The following is a 13608-nucleotide window of genomic DNA, read 5'->3' as shown; positions in this document are numbered from 1 at the left end:
CTAGTTCTTCACCGTCTGGTTGGTCAGCGCGCGGATGGGGCCCTGGCGCCACCATCCCGACCGCGTCTGGACACCGACCGTCAGGTTCGCCGCGGGGGCGTCGTCGGCGAGGGGCGCGTACTGCTGCAGTTCGCCCCAGTCCCGGGTGAGGTCCCCGGTCATGTACGTGGGCAGCGTCGTCGTCTTGAGCAGCGTGTCCGGCACCGTCAGCGGGCCGCCGGCCTCGCGGGCCTGCCACGTCGAGGACGTGGAGAGCGCGTCCTTGCGCGTGGGCAGGATGCGCCACTTGGGTACCTCGTAGGTTCCGTTGCGGATCGTCAGCGGGCGCTGGCACGGGAACTGCTGGCCCACGAGCAGGTCGAGCAGCACGGGGTCCGTCTCGCCCACCACGTCCTGCAGGGTGCGCAGGCGCGGCACGCGGGGCGGCGTCACGGCCACCCACTGCTGCGCGCCGAGGTTCGGGTCGCGCACGTGGATGCGGACGACGTTCGCCGCGGGCGGGATCGCCTCCATCGGCACGCGCAGGTTGCGCCACGGCTTGTTCGGGCCCGGGTCGATCGGGTCGACGACGCCGCGGGCGCCGATCGAGCCGTCGGCGCGGCGCTCGGCCCATTCCAGCGTCACGGGCTGGCCGTACTCCTTCTTGCCGGTCGGGCCGACCGAGGAGATGGCGCCGGAGGCCGCGAAGGCCACCAGCGGGCGGTCCGCCGACCGCGCGGGCAGGCCGTACCAGTCGCTGAACAGCTCCGCGGGCACGGTGTTCTGGCCGTACGAGCCGACGACGGGGGTGCGCGCCGGGTCGAGTCCGAAGGGCAGGGCTGCGGTGCTGCCGTTGATCGTGCGGGGCCCGGTGCCGCCGCCGGTGCCCGCCGTCGCCGCAGTGGACGTGAACGGCGAGGTGATGGGGGAGGCCATGTTGATCTGACCCGGCGCCGAGCTGATCGCCAGCGGCTTGAGCTCGTTCGGGATGCCGTCGGGCGTGAAGCCCGTCGAGCCGGGGCCGACGAGCGCCTGCGCGGCCGAGCGGCCCTCGGCCGAGGTCAGCATGTCGGCGTTGGGGTCGGTCTCCACCAGCACCGAGCGCGCCATCCCGCAGCTCTTGCCGCGGAGCGCGTCCAGGTTGCCCTTGGCGACCGTGTACGTGGCCGGGTTCGAGACGTAGGCCTTCGCGAAGATCGCGCCCTCGCCCAGCACGAGCATGCCGAGGACCACGACCAGCGGCAGCGAGGCCAGCTGCAGCCGGCGCCGGCTGCGTAGGGCCTGGTCCCGGTCGGCCCGGGTGTGGGTCGCGAGCTCGGTGTCCTCCAGGGCGGTGTCGTCGACGGTGCCCTCCTCGACCAGGCCGCCCTCGCCCCTGCCGCGGAAGTCGATCCGGAAGTGCTGCCACGCGGCGAGCGCTCCGGCCAGGCCGGCCAGGATCAGGAAGGCCTTGCTGAAGGTGATGCCGGCGACCTCGGGCGCCCGATCGAACCAGGGCACGCCCCACAGGTAGGGCCAGGACCACAGGTTGAAGCCCGCGAACGCCGCGGCGAGCGCGAAGAGCATCCCGCAGAGGAAGAACGTGAAGTTCCGGACGGACGTGCGCGCCGCCTCGACCACCGCCACCGTCGTCACCGCGGCGAGGGCGGCGGCGAGCCCGGCGTACACCCCGAAGTGCACGGTCCACTTGGTGGGCGTGAGCGAGAGCAGGGCCGCGGCGATGAAGACCGCGCCCACGAGCCGCCACACGGGGCCGGGTGCGATCCGCGCGATGCGGCGGCCGCGGAGCATGACGAACAGCGCCACGAACAGGCACATCACGAACAGGTAGACGGGCACGCGGCGGACCAGCGAACCGTCGGTGGTCTCGACCGTGAGGAAGAAGAAGCGCAGGTACTCCTGCGTCCAGGGCGCGGCCGGCCCCACCTCGAGGCGGATGCGGATGGCCTCGGCGACCGACGCCAGCGACTGATCGCGGAAGGCGATCGGCACGATCACGGCGGCCGCGGCCAGCACGGGCAGCACGAGCGCGGCCAGTCCGGCCTCCCGGCGGCGCGCGACGAGCACGCGGAGCACCGCGGCCGACGAGGCCAGCAGCAGCGCCGCGGCGATGACGCCCTGCGGCGCGAGGCCCAACGTCAGGCCCGCGGCCATCGCGGCGACCGCCGCGGGCAGCGCGCGGTGCGTCGCGACGGAGCGCTCGACGGCGGCCCAGGTGACGATGGTGCCGAGTACGATGATCGGCTCCGAGCGCAGGCCCGAGGCGAGCGGGAACCAGAAGGCCAGCAGCATCGCGCCGGCGGCCCACACGGCCAGCGGGTACCGGCGGATACCGGGCCCGAGGCGGGGCAGTAGCACGCGGCTGAGCAGCAGCCACACCACGACGCCCGCGGCCAGCATGGGCAGGCGCATCCAGATCGCGTTCGCGCTGACCGAGCCCCAGTGCGAGAGGAAGGTGTAGTACCAGTCGAACGGGGCCTCCGGGGCGCCGAAGAAGCGGTAGTAGTTCGCCGTGTAGCCGGCCTCGGGCGCGACCTTGCCCATCGACAGGATGTAGCCGTCGTCCGAGCTGCCCGCGCCGAGCACGGTCCACAGGGCGAGGCCGCCGAGCACGGCCACGTCGACGGGGCGGGGGCGCAGGAACTGCCCGAGGCTCCGGTGCGGCGCCCGGCGATGGTGGCCGAAGTTCCGGTCCAGCAGCCACAGCGCGACCAGCGAGGCGAGCACGCTGAGGAGGCCGACGCCGATCGCGGCCGCCTTGAGCGGCGACGGGGAGAGCTCGAACCGGGTGTCGAGGTCCGCGTGCAGGCGCAGGCCCGGGCCCGCGGCGGCGACGTCGGCGGCCGTGAGCGACGTGAAGACGCCGCCCATGACGGGCCGGTTCTCCGTCGGGATCGAGCCGGCCACGTCGATGCCCTCGAACCGCGCGCCGACCTCGGCGGCGTTGGACCACAGCCGCAGCTGCGAGCAGCCCCGCAGCCGGTCCACCGGCGCCGCGGCGATGACGGTGTTGCGGGAGGAGACGGTGACCGCCTGGCCCGGTCCGGGCGCCCCGACGGTGACGTTCAGGCCCAGCTCCCGGGCCGCGCCGGACCCCACGGGTAGCGTCGAGAGGACCGTGCCGCCGGAGCCGGCGGCACGGGCGATCGCCGAGCACGGCACCGTCGCCGTGAGGTCGGCGGGCGACTGCGTGACGAGGGAGGCCGTGACCTCCGCGCTCTCGGCGCCCGGCCGCAGTTGCGGCCAGTCGAGCGAGGCGGTGGCCTGCTGCACCGGCAGCAGGGGGGTCAGCAGGCAGAGGAGGAGGCCGACGGCACCGGCGACGACCGCGGCGAGGCGGGCGATGCCGGCGGCTCGCGACGGAGCTGCGGCAGCGGCTCGACGCTGGGGGCCGGGCTCCGACTCGGAGCGGGACGTAGGCACGGACACGGGTGCTCATGGTATGCGAGTCAGCTGCGAGAACCGATTCGCCGTCCGGGGAAGGCCGGATCGCTTAACGGATTCTCAGTCCGTGCGATGCCGCAGGTCAGGAATCCCCGTCAGGAATCGGTCCGGTCCTTGCGGATCGGCGCCTCGACGTGCGTCCCCCAGACGGTGCGCGTGCCGAGTGTGAGATCCGCCGCACGCGCCTGGGAGTACGGAACGAGCCGCATCACGTCGCCGAAGTCCTGCCCGAGGTCGCCCCGGAGGTAGCCGGGGATCTTCTCCTGCTGGAGCAGCATCTGCGTCCAGCCGAGCGGTCCGCCGCCGAGGGTGCCCTCCCACTCCGTCGTGACGGGCGAGAGGTTCTGGTCGGGCGTGATCCGCCACTGCGGGACCTCCGCGACGCCGTTGCTGTGGCTGAACGGCCGCTGGCACGGGAAGGCCAGTCCGGACGTCCAGTCGAGCAGCACCGGCTCGGTGGAGCCGATCAGCTCCTGCGCCGTGACCAGCTTCGACACCCGCGGCGGGGTGACGGCCAGCCAGTGGTCGATCGCCAGGTCGTCGTCGACCGCGACCACGCGGATCGCGGTGGCGTCGGCGGGGAGGTCGGTGCGTGGCAGGCGCAGGTTCCGCCACGCCGGCTTCGGGCCGATGTCGATGAAGGACTTCTTCCCCGCGACCTTCGGCTGCGCGCCGGCGGCCGGCGCATCGGTGGAGTACTCGACGTAGAGCTCGTCGTCGGTGAACTTGCCGGCGGCCGACAGCGTGATGAGCGGGCGGTCCGCGGCCTTCTCCGGCAGCGGGTACCACTTCGACACCACCTGGGCCTTGGCCTGGCCCTCCTGCGAATAGGAGCCGAGCACCGGGGTGCGCGCCGGGTCGAGGCCGTAGGGGAGGCGCATGTGGGAGCCGTTGATCCCCGCCGTCGACGTGCGGCCCGACGTGGTGTCCTGCGGCAGCCGCGCCATCGCGTCCAGCGAGGTGCTGGAGTCGTCGGTGTTCGAGCTGGTGGTGGCGTTGATGATGGTCGGCACCCCGTCGGGCGAGACGCCGGTGGTGCCCGGGCCCGCGAGCCCGTCGCGGATGTTGCCGTCGAGCGGCGGCAGCAGGCCCGACGTGGGATCCGGCTCGGTGAGCACGTAGTCCGCGAGGTTGCAGCCGTCGCCGCCGAACGCCCGGAGGTTCGCCTTGCCGTTGGAGAACGAGGAGAACTGGGTGATGCCGGTCGTCGCGAGCATCGAGCCGACGCACAGCACGACCACCGCCCACGCCGCCCACGTGATCGACGACTGGCGGCCGAAGAAGTCGACGACCCGCTTCGCCCGTGGCGGCACCGGGGCCGGATCGGGCTCGTGGAAGTGCAGCCACCCGGCGATCAGCAGCGCGACGCCCGCCCCGGCGAAGAAGACCGTGCCGAGGGCGAGCACCGTCGACTCGCCCCAGGGCACGCCGTAGTTGCTGGCGTACCACCAGCCGTTCGGGCCGCTGAAGGACAGGCCGAGCACCAAGAGGACCACGGAGGCGCTCAGCGCGCGGTTGCGGGCGCTGCGCAGGGCCGCGGGGGCCAGCGCGATCGCCGCGAGCGCGGCCAGAGCGCCCGCGAGGCCGGCGAAGGCGCCGAACTGGTGCGTCCACTTGGTGGGGGTGAACATGAGCAGCAGCAGGCCGCCCAGCGTGACGGCCACGAGGCGCCGGCTGGGCCCGAGGCTGGCGCCGGGGATCCGGCCCTTGCGCAGCAGCACGGCGCCCGCGAGCAGCAGGCAGGCGACGGTGATGATGACAGCGAACCGTCGGGCGACGCCGCCGTCGGCCGTGAACGTGAACAGGGCCGAGTACCGGTCGATCTCGTTGTACCACTTCTTGGTGTCGACGACCGTGCCCACGTCGGACTGCATGAGGGTCTTCTGCACGAAGGCCGACGCGGTGAGCTTGGAGAAGATGATCGGCACCAGCAGGACCCCGGCGGCCAGCACCGGGGCGACGTACGCGGCGACCGTGAGCCGGAACCCGGCCGCGCTCGTGCGGGCCCGGGAGAGGATCCGCCGGCCCACCGGGCGCACGCCCGCGAGCAGCGCCGCCACCGTCATGATGCCCGTCGGCCCGGCGGCCACCGTCCACCCGGCGAAGACCGCGGCGGCCGCGAAGGGCAGCACCCGCCCCGTCGCGATCGCGCGTTCCACCGAGCACCAGGTGAGCAGCGCGCCGAGGGCGATCACCGGCTCGGGGCGCAGGCCGTTGTTGAAGGCGAACCAGTAGACCAGGAAGACCCCGGCGGCGGCCCCCAGCGCGAACCGCGAGCGCGCAGCCCGGCCCAGCCGGGGCACCACCTCCCGACTGATGATCAGCCAGGTCGCGATACCGCAGATCAGGGCGGGCAGCCGGACCCACGGGCTCGCGGTCGAGAGGTGCGAGAGCCAGGCGAAGGCCTGGTAGTACCAGCCGAACGGGGTCTCGGGCGCGCCGTACCAGCGGTAGTAGTTCGCGGTGTAGCCCGCGGCCTCCGCGGTGCGGGCCATGGTGAGGATGTAGCCGTCGTCGGAGGTGTTCGCGCCGATCACGTGCCAGGTCACGAGCAGGGCGATGACGGTGCTGTCGAGCTTCGTCGGGCGCCACCAGCCCTCGGGCAGGATCCGACGGTGCCGCCGGCCGTCCGCCGCCACGTCGAGCCGGTGCAGGGCGACCAGGCTCGCGAGGATCAGCGCGAGGGCGAGGACGATCACCACCCAGCGCGCCGCCGCCGGAACCGTCGAGTACCGCGTGTCGATATCCGCACGGAACTGGATTCTCGTGTTGTCCGTGACTGTGCCGTGCAGGTCCGTGAACACCCCGACGACCTGCGGCCGGTAGTCGAAGCCGTTGTCCTTGCCACCTGCGAGCGGCGTGCCGTCGGGGGCGGAGACGCCCGTGACCTCGGCTTTCACCGTCTCGTTGTCGCCGGAGAAGACGATCGCGCGGCAGCCCGGCGCGGTCAGCGCCGCGACGTCGACCGTGAGAAGGGGAGTGTTGCGGACCACCACTTCCAGCATGCGTCGCTGGTCGGGGAGTGTGGTGACGCCGATCGTCATGCCCCGTCGGATCGTATCGGGGGAGTCGACGGGCCCCGTCGCGACGAGGGTCCCCACGCCGCCGGGCAGTCCGCCGACAGCGGAACAGGGGACTGTGACGTCGATCCTATCGGGCACGTAGGACGTGAGCGGAGCGGTGACGGCCTCGAGGGAACCGCGCTGCGGCCAGTCCAGTGCCGCGGTCGTCTGCTTGACCGGCATGAAGGGTGTGAGCAGCGCGAACAGGACGCCGAGCACGCCGGTCAGTGCAGCGACCCGGGCCGTGGAGCGGGCGGTGCGGGCAGCGTCGGACGGTTCGGGCACCCCGCGAGTCTAGACGCCGCGACCTGGCGGAATCCGGGCGAACCGGTTCTATGAGCGGCTTGGTGTACAACGAGCCGACGAACCGACGTATCGTTTCGGTCATGAGGGGATCCGACCGGCCGACACGCGCAGTCCGCGCCGTCGTGCGTGCGGTGACCCCGCAGTCCGGATCGGGTCCGGGGACCGTCGCAGAAGTGGTCGCCGCGTATGCCGAGCACCTCGGGCGCCGGATCGACGTCCAGCGCATGACGATGCCCGTCGGGGTCTTCGGGATGTGGCTGCGGTCCGACGAACGGGACCTGCTGGTGGTCTCCAGCGGCGTCGCCACCTTCGAGCAGACGCTCGCGCACGAACTCGGCCACCTCGTGCTCGGCCACGAGCAGGGCTGCTCCTCCGACCCCGACAGCGGCCGGGCCGCGCGGTGCGAGGCCGAGGCGGAGTCCTTCGCGACGCTGCTCGTGCGCCGCGTCAAGGCCGGGCACACGATCACCCGCGTCGACTCGGTGGTCGACGAACTGCTCGGATGATCGCGTCGCTCGTCGCACCGATCCTGTGGCTCGGTGCGCTGGAAAGATTCAGCAGGTGGCAGACCAACCGGAACCCCCCGGCCGGCGGCGCCCTGCTCACCGCCATCGCGCTCGCACTGATGGTCACCATCGACACCCCCGTGTCCATCGAGGCCCTGGGACGTCTGGGCCTGTCCGAGTACGAGGTCGTGACCATCGAGCGGGTCCTGCTGCTCGTGGCCTGCTACGGGGCGCTCGTCTTCGCGTTCGCGCTCGACGGTCGCCTCAGCCGCGCCCGGCTCCTGGTGTGGGCCCCGCCGCTCGTCCTGGTCGGCGTGATCATCGTGACGGGATCCGTCCTCGGTCGGCTCGGTGACCCGACGGGGTTCGGCTTCGGCGGCGACTTCGGGCTCGCTGTCGAGACGGCGCTCATCTACACCTGCCTCGGGGCCACGGCCCTCGTCGTGGCGGTCTCGACGTGGCGGGTGTCCAAGCGCAGCCGGGTGCATCGCGCGCAGCTGCGGCTGCTCGCGCTGGGCGGGGTCCTGCTCGCTATCGTCGCGGTCGCGAACGTCATCGCCGGCGGCGTCCTGCTCCAGCAGCTGCAGGTCGGCGTGTGGGTGCTCCGGCTGAACCGGTTCATGCTGGACGCCGCGTTCGCGAGCTGGACGCTGGTGCTGATGGCCTCCTGGCTCGCCTCGATCCTCATCTCGGCGCGCGAGTGGCTGCACTTCCGGCCGGCGTACGAGCAGGTGAAGGAGCTGTTCCCCGACCTCGAGGCGGTCGTGCGGCAGGGCGGCGGCTGGGTGGAGACGGCGGAGGCGCGAGCCGTCGTCGTGCTCGACGGCTGGGCGATGCTGGCCAGCCCCGGGGAGGGGCGGCTCGTCGAGGCGTCGCCGGCCGACCGCGCCGCCGCGGTGGCACGCTGGCTGGACCGAGAGGCGCCGTACGGCTCCGTGCACGCCGTCGACCTGGAGCCCCCGTCGGGCTGGCGGACCTCGCGCTGGACGGCCGCAGTGACGAAAAGGGCCCAGCACACCCCGTCGCCCCTGTTGGAGCGGGTGCGCTGAGCCCCGGTGGGCCGCTACCGGCCCGGCGGGCCAGAGGCCCGGAGAGGTGCACGGCCTAGGCCGTGCCCTCCTTGCCGTCCTCCGCCTCGAGCTCGGCGAGGAGACCGGCGAGCGCTGCCCGACGGTCCGCCGACAGCTTCGTCGAGCGGCGTGCCATCTCGAGCATGCCCGACTCGCGCAGCTCGCGGGTCAGCTCGAGATCGCCCAGGACCTCACGTTCGTACAGCGGATCCGAGAAGTACTCGGCGCGGACGCCGAAGGTCTGGGCGATGGACGCCACCATGTCGTACGCGGGGCGCGAGCTCCGGCCCGAGCGCAGCTGCGACAGATAGGGAACGGACAGCTTGCCGCCGCTCTCCTCGACCATCCTGCAGAACTCCGACGAGGTGTAGGGCCCCCGGTCTGCGGGATGCACGACCTCGAAAAGTCGATTCAGCTTGGCCGCGAACGTCGTCATGAGGCCCTCCCTTCCAGATTGCGAATACTGGGAGATTACATGATCCCCCGGGCGGATGCGCACGGCGTGGGACAAGTATCCCAATTCCGCGGTTCCGAGGACGGCTATTGTGACCGTATGGGAGCCCGCATTCTGGTGCTGAACGGACCGAACCTGAACATGCTGGGCGTGCGGCAGCCGCAGGTCTACGGGGAGAATTCGTACACCGACGTCATCGACGTTTGCCGTCGCGCGGCGGTCGCGCGGGATGCCGAAGTCGAGGTCCGTCAGACCAATGACGAGGCCGAGCTGATCGGCTGGATCCACGATGTCGCACGCGAGAAGAAATTCACCGCCATCGTGATCAATCCGGCAGCGTGGACCCATACTTCAGTGGCCGTCGCCGATGCGCTCGTGATTCCGGAGGTGCCGATCATCGAGGTGCACATCTCCAACGTGCACGCGCGCGAGGTCTTCCGCCACCATTCCTACGTGTCGCCCATCGCGGCCGGGGTGATCGCCGGGTTCGGCATCGCCGGGTACGGCTACGCCGTGGACCGCGCCGTCGACCTGTCCTGACGTCGGTCCGGGGCGGCGGTGCGGGCGCGCAGTCCGTCGACGATGAGGTCGACGCCGCCCGCGAAGGCCCGGTCGGTGGCGGTCTGGTCGATCTCGCCCGCGGCGGCGCCCGCACGGGCCATCGCCTCGCGAGTCTGCTCCTCGAACGTGAAACCCACGACGAAGTGCGTCAGCGTGAGCGCGACGGCGTTCGCGTCCGCGGGCCCGGCACCGGCCGCGGCCGCGATCTCGGCGATCTGCGACTGCAGGTTGCTGGTGCCCAGCTGCGAGGCGAGGGACGCCGAGACCACCTCGGCGCCGTCGCGGTGCTTGCGCAGCACCCCACGCAGGGCGTGCGCGTAGCCGGTCAGCTGGCGGTCCCAGCGCATCCGCGACTTCGACGCCGCCGCGGCGAGCGACGGGTCCGCGAGGATGGTGTCGGCGATCGCGGCGAGCAGCGACTGCTTGTTCGGGATGTGCCAGTACAGCGCGCCCGGAGCGACGCCCAGATCGGCGGCGACGCGGCGCATCGTCAGGTCCGGCAGGCCCGACCGGTCGAGGACGCCGATCGCGGAGGTCAGCACGTCGGAGCGGTTGATGGCCACGGACTTGACTCTAGCCGAGCGCCCCGTTACTTCTTGAACCGTGTTCAACGCCGCCACGTATCGCGCCACGCCGCGCGATCTCGCCCTCGTCGCCGTCTTCACCGCCCTGACGGCCGTGCTGGCGATGCCCACCATCACGATCAGCGGCATCGCGCCCATCACCCTGCAGACCCTGGGGTTCATGCTGGCCGCGTCGCTGCTGGGCTATCCCTGGGGTGGGGCGTCGGTGGCGCTCTACGTGCTGCTCATCGTCGTGGGGCTGCCGATCGGCGCGGGCGGCCGCGGCGGCCTGGCGGTGCTCACCGGCCCGACGGGCGGCTTTCTCCTCGGCGGCATCGTCGGCGCCCTGGTGACCGGCTGGCTCGTCGACAAGTGGGGCCGCACCAACCCGCTCACGGTGGGCCTGGCCAACGTCATCGGGCTGGTGCTCATCGTCTACGCTATCGGCCTGCCGTGGCTGGGCTGGCGCACGGGCTCGGGCCTGTTCGCGAAGCTCACGCTCGGTTTCCAGTTCGTCCCCGGCGACCTGATCAAGGTGGTCATCACCTCGCTCGTAGTGGTGACGGTGGCGCGGGCCTACCCCGCGATCGCGAAGAAGAGGGCATGACCCGACGCGGGCGCGCTCGGGACGTCATCGCGGTCCAGGTCGCGCGGGCCGGCGCATGATCTGGCTCGACGACGTCCACCACGCCTACGACGAACGACCCGTCCTGCGCGGCATCACGGCGGAGCTCTCGGAGCGGCGGATCGGCATCATCGGCGCCAACGGTTCCGGCAAGTCGACCCTCGCCCGCACGTTCAACGGCCTCGTCGTGCCAGATTCCGGCACCGTCGAGACCCTGGGCATGGATGTGCGGAAGAAGCGCTCCGAGGTGCGCCGGAAGGTGGGCTTCATGTTCGCCGACGCGGCCGCGCAGATCATCATGCCCACGCCGGCCGAGGACGTCGCGCTGTCGCTGCGCCCGCCGGGCCGCGGCAGACGGGCGCCGGTCGACACCGAGCGGGTGATGGCGGTGCTCGCCGAGTTCGGCCTCGCCGACCACGCCGACGCCCCCGCGCAGTTGCTGAGCTCGGGGCAGAAGCAGATGCTGGCCTTCGCGTCGGTGCTGGTCACCGACCCGGAGATCCTCGTCTGCGACGAGCCCACGACGCTGCTCGACCTGCGCAACGTGCTCAAGGTCCGGGACCGGCTCGCCGAACTGGAGCAGCAGGTCGTCCTGCTCACCCACCACCTCGACATGCTCGACGACTTCGACCGGGTGCTGGTCATGGACGACGGGGCCCTCGTCCACGACGGTCCGCCCGCCGAGTCGATCGCCTTCTACCGCGAGCTGGCGGCGCGCTGATGCTGGGCCGCTACGTCCCCCGCGATTCGCCGATCCACCGCGCCCCGGCCGCGGCGAAGCTGGTCGCGATGCTGGCGCTGGTGACGTTCCTGGCGATCGTCCCGCGCCCGGTGCCCCTCGCGGTGTCGGCGCTCGTGGTGGCGGCGCTGTTCCCGGTGGCCCGGCTGCGCCCGGTGCACCTGTGGCGGGCGCTGCGCCCGGCGCTGCTCTTCGCGGTGGTGCTCACCGTCTTCTACCTGCTCAGTCAGGGCGTTTCCGACGGTGCGCGTGCGGCCGTCGGCCCCGTCGGGCAGCTCGTGGTGGGCGTGCTCGCGGGCAACCTACTGGTCTTCACCACCCGCGCGACGGATCTCGCCGCGCTCGCGGGGCTGGTGCTCGGCTGGCGCGTGGAGCTGCTGGTCGCCCTGACGATCCGCTCCATCCCGACGGTGATCGCCGTCGTCCGGGAGACCCGCGAGGCCGCGTGGGCGCGGGGGCAGCGCGCCTCCCTGGTCCGCGTCCTCCCGACGGTGCTGGTCCGCCTGATCCGCGACGCGGACCTGCTCGGCGAGGCCCTGGCCGCCCGCGGCCTGTAGGCCCGCGTCAGCGCAGCGGGTGGGTGAGGAGCAGCTCGCAGTTGCGGTCGGCGGCGGCGCCGAGCAGCGCATCATCGCGGTGGATGTCGTTGTACGCGAGCTCGCGGTAGAGGCTGGCGAGGCCCTTGGCGCTGAGGTCCGACGGGTTGGCCGTCGCGGGGCTCGCGGCCTCGATGAGCGGCGTGAACAGGCTGATCGTGCCGTCGCGGTTGTCGGCGACCTCGATGATCCGGGCCAGCTGCGGGAAGTCGACGTGGCTGGCGGTGTTGATCTCCCAGAAGCTCTGCTTCGGCGTGGGGCCGGTGTGCGGGATCATCTCGTTCTTGTGGGTGTGGCCGTTCACCCAGGCGATCACGTTCGGGTGGTCGGTGAGCGTCTTCACGACCACCCCGCCGTCGTACTGCTTCTCGCCCGGTTCCTCGGGGTCGGGGAGCTTGGCGGTCATCGACTTCGACGTGTGGTGGCTGAAGACGATCACCAGCTGGTCCGGGTGGGCCGTGAGCTGCGCGACGAGCCAGGCGAGCTGTTTCTCACCGATGGTGCCCTCGGCGATGCCCAGGTTGTTGGTGGTGTCGAGGGCGATGCCGAGCACGCCGGGCGCGATCTGGAAGGTGTACCAGGTGGGGCCGTCCGGGCTGGAGAAGCCGTGCCCGACGGGGCCGGGGCCGGTGACCGCCGGGTCGAAGTGCCGTCGGACGAAGTCGCGGGGGCTGAACGGGGCCCGCTTGGCATCGACGGTCACGGGGATCACCGGCCCGGAGAGTTTGAGCTTGGTGAGCATCGGCCCCACCTGCGACGGGTCCGTCGTGAGCGCGCGGGCGATCGCGAGCGCCGCGGGGTCGGTGTGCGGGATGTCGAGCTTGACCGGCGAGAGGTAGAGCCAGTCGGCGATGCCGTTGGGCAGCGTGCCGAGCAGACTGTCGTCGTGGTTGCCGACCACCGCGTACCAGGGCATGCGCAGCCCGGGGCTGGTGTGCGCGCCGATGGCGGCGCGGAGGAAGCCGGGGATCTGCTGGAAGCCCTTGTCCTTGTACATGTCCCAATAGGGGGATTCGGGCTGCCAGTACAGGGCGGCGCCGTGCGCCTGCAGGCCCTCGAAGCGATCCGGGGCGCCGGTGTTGGGCACGACGGTGCCGCCGGAGAGCACCGTCTGGAACCAGGTGAGCTCGGCGAACTCGCGGTTGTCGGTGTTGTCGCCGGTGGTGATGACGCAGTCGAAGGCGCGGCCGGTGAAGGGGCCGGACGCGATCGCGTTGATCCGCTCGACGAGGGAGACCGCGCCCTGCGTGGTCAGCGTCTCCTGCGGGCGGAAGGCCGGGGCCTGGAACGGGTGGACGAACTCGAACCGGGCGGGGCTCTGCGCATCGACGATGTGCATGTCGGTGAGCTGCACGAAGGAGGCGAGCGGGGCGCGGACGGCCTCGCGGGTGCCGCCCGCGGTCGCGAGCTCCTGCCGCACGTACAAGGGCCAGCCGGCACCGTCGACCAGCGGGCGGTAGCCGCCGGCGCGGGCCTGACCGGGCACGCTGACCCGCTCCAGGGTGGTGCCGGTGATGTTCCCGGCGACGGTGCTGCCGGGCAGCGCGTGCGCGATGCGGCCGGTGGCGGCCGCGCTGGCGGTGGCGAGCGCGGCGACGGCGCCCGCGCGCAGGAATCCCCGGCGTGTGGTCATGGATAGAGACCCTAGCCACAAGTCACATGAGACACATGAACAACACGCGTAACATTGGTAACCGTCCGGC

Annotated in this window: 11 protein-coding genes; 6 read left to right on the top strand and 5 right to left on the bottom strand. The window is 72.1% G+C overall.

The window, feature by feature from the left end:
• Positions 1-3408, bottom strand: coding sequence for an arabinosyltransferase domain-containing protein (locus tag ACM9LD_RS07990; RefSeq protein ID WP_415676190.1), 3408 nt, complete (start codon positions 3406-3408; stop codon positions 1-3).
• 110 nt (positions 3409-3518) lie between these two features.
• The gene (locus ACM9LD_RS07985; protein WP_415676189.1) at positions 3519-6770 is read right to left on the bottom strand and encodes an arabinosyltransferase domain-containing protein; all 3252 of its coding nucleotides are present in this window, start codon (positions 6768-6770) and stop codon (positions 3519-3521) included.
• A gap of 101 nt (positions 6771-6871) precedes the next feature.
• Here ACM9LD_RS07985 and ACM9LD_RS07980 point away from each other — a divergent pair, with 101 nt between their 5' ends.
• Positions 6872-7297: an ImmA/IrrE family metallo-endopeptidase gene (locus ACM9LD_RS07980; protein WP_415676188.1), complete on the top strand. Its 426-nt coding sequence runs from the start codon at positions 6872-6874 to the stop codon at positions 7295-7297.
• Positions 7294-8346 (top strand): hypothetical protein, encoded by a 1053-nt coding sequence (locus ACM9LD_RS07975; protein WP_415676187.1) that lies wholly within the window; start codon positions 7294-7296, stop codon positions 8344-8346. The genes ACM9LD_RS07980 and ACM9LD_RS07975 overlap by 4 nt, the downstream gene beginning before the upstream one ends.
• Positions 8347-8401: 55 nt before the next feature.
• Here ACM9LD_RS07975 and ACM9LD_RS07970 read toward each other — a convergent pair whose 3' ends face one another.
• Entirely contained in the window at positions 8402-8803 is a 402-nt protein-coding gene (locus ACM9LD_RS07970) for a hypothetical protein (protein ID WP_068526120.1), read from the bottom strand.
• A 117-nt stretch (positions 8804-8920) separates the two neighbouring features.
• Between ACM9LD_RS07970 and aroQ the strand changes: the two genes are divergently transcribed.
• Positions 8921-9361 carry a type II 3-dehydroquinate dehydratase gene (gene aroQ / locus ACM9LD_RS07965; RefSeq protein ID WP_415676186.1) on the top strand — a complete coding sequence of 147 codons (441 nt, stop codon included), beginning with the start codon at positions 8921-8923 and terminating at the stop codon, positions 9359-9361.
• Here the strand turns inward: aroQ and ACM9LD_RS07960 are convergent.
• Positions 9328-9945 (bottom strand): TetR/AcrR family transcriptional regulator C-terminal domain-containing protein, encoded by a 618-nt coding sequence (locus ACM9LD_RS07960; protein WP_415676185.1) that lies wholly within the window; start codon positions 9943-9945, stop codon positions 9328-9330. The two genes, aroQ and ACM9LD_RS07960, sit on opposite strands and share 34 nt — an antisense overlap.
• Positions 9946-9985: 40 nt before the next feature.
• Between ACM9LD_RS07960 and ACM9LD_RS07955 the strand changes: the two genes are divergently transcribed.
• Genes ACM9LD_RS07955 through ACM9LD_RS07945 form a run of 3 tightly spaced genes read left to right on the top strand, consistent with a single transcriptional unit; the run spans position 9986 to position 11866 of the window.
• Positions 9986-10552 carry a biotin transporter BioY gene (locus tag ACM9LD_RS07955; RefSeq protein ID WP_415676184.1) on the top strand — a complete coding sequence of 189 codons (567 nt, stop codon included), beginning with the start codon at positions 9986-9988 and terminating at the stop codon, positions 10550-10552.
• Between the two features lie 55 nt (positions 10553-10607).
• Positions 10608-11291 carry an energy-coupling factor ABC transporter ATP-binding protein gene (locus tag ACM9LD_RS07950; protein ID WP_415676183.1) on the top strand — a complete coding sequence of 228 codons (684 nt, stop codon included), beginning with the start codon at positions 10608-10610 and terminating at the stop codon, positions 11289-11291.
• Positions 11291-11866: an energy-coupling factor transporter transmembrane component T family protein gene (locus ACM9LD_RS07945; protein ID WP_415676182.1), complete on the top strand. Its 576-nt coding sequence runs from the start codon at positions 11291-11293 to the stop codon at positions 11864-11866. The genes ACM9LD_RS07950 and ACM9LD_RS07945 overlap by 1 nt, the downstream gene beginning before the upstream one ends.
• Before the next feature lie 7 nt (positions 11867-11873).
• Here ACM9LD_RS07945 and ACM9LD_RS07940 read toward each other — a convergent pair whose 3' ends face one another.
• Positions 11874-13538 (bottom strand): TIGR03767 family metallophosphoesterase, encoded by a 1665-nt coding sequence (locus ACM9LD_RS07940; protein WP_415676181.1) that lies wholly within the window; start codon positions 13536-13538, stop codon positions 11874-11876.
• Positions 13539-13608: the final 70 nt, after the last annotated feature.

Source organism: Tsukamurella hominis (assembly GCF_965137015.1).
Classification (GTDB): Bacteria; Actinomycetota; Actinomycetes; order Mycobacteriales; family Mycobacteriaceae; genus Tsukamurella; species Tsukamurella hominis.
Note: the sequence above shows the minus strand (reverse complement) of the source record. Positions and strands in the feature narration are given on the sequence as shown.

Coding starts and splice junctions, on each gene's coding strand:
- aroQ (WP_415676186.1), top strand. CDS start 8,921: ATGGGAGCCCGCATTCTGGTGCTGAACGGACCGAACCTGAACATGCTG.
- ACM9LD_RS07970 (WP_068526120.1), bottom strand. CDS start 8,803: ATGACGACGTTCGCGGCCAAGCTGAATCGACTTTTCGAGGTCGTGCAT.
- ACM9LD_RS07975 (WP_415676187.1), top strand. CDS start 7,294: ATGATCGCGTCGCTCGTCGCACCGATCCTGTGGCTCGGTGCGCTGGAA.
- ACM9LD_RS07945 (WP_415676182.1), top strand. CDS start 11,291: ATGCTGGGCCGCTACGTCCCCCGCGATTCGCCGATCCACCGCGCCCCG.
- ACM9LD_RS07940 (WP_415676181.1), bottom strand. CDS start 13,538: ATGACCACACGCCGGGGATTCCTGCGCGCGGGCGCCGTCGCCGCGCTC.
- ACM9LD_RS07950 (WP_415676183.1), top strand. CDS start 10,608: ATGATCTGGCTCGACGACGTCCACCACGCCTACGACGAACGACCCGTC.
- ACM9LD_RS07980 (WP_415676188.1), top strand. CDS start 6,872: ATGAGGGGATCCGACCGGCCGACACGCGCAGTCCGCGCCGTCGTGCGT.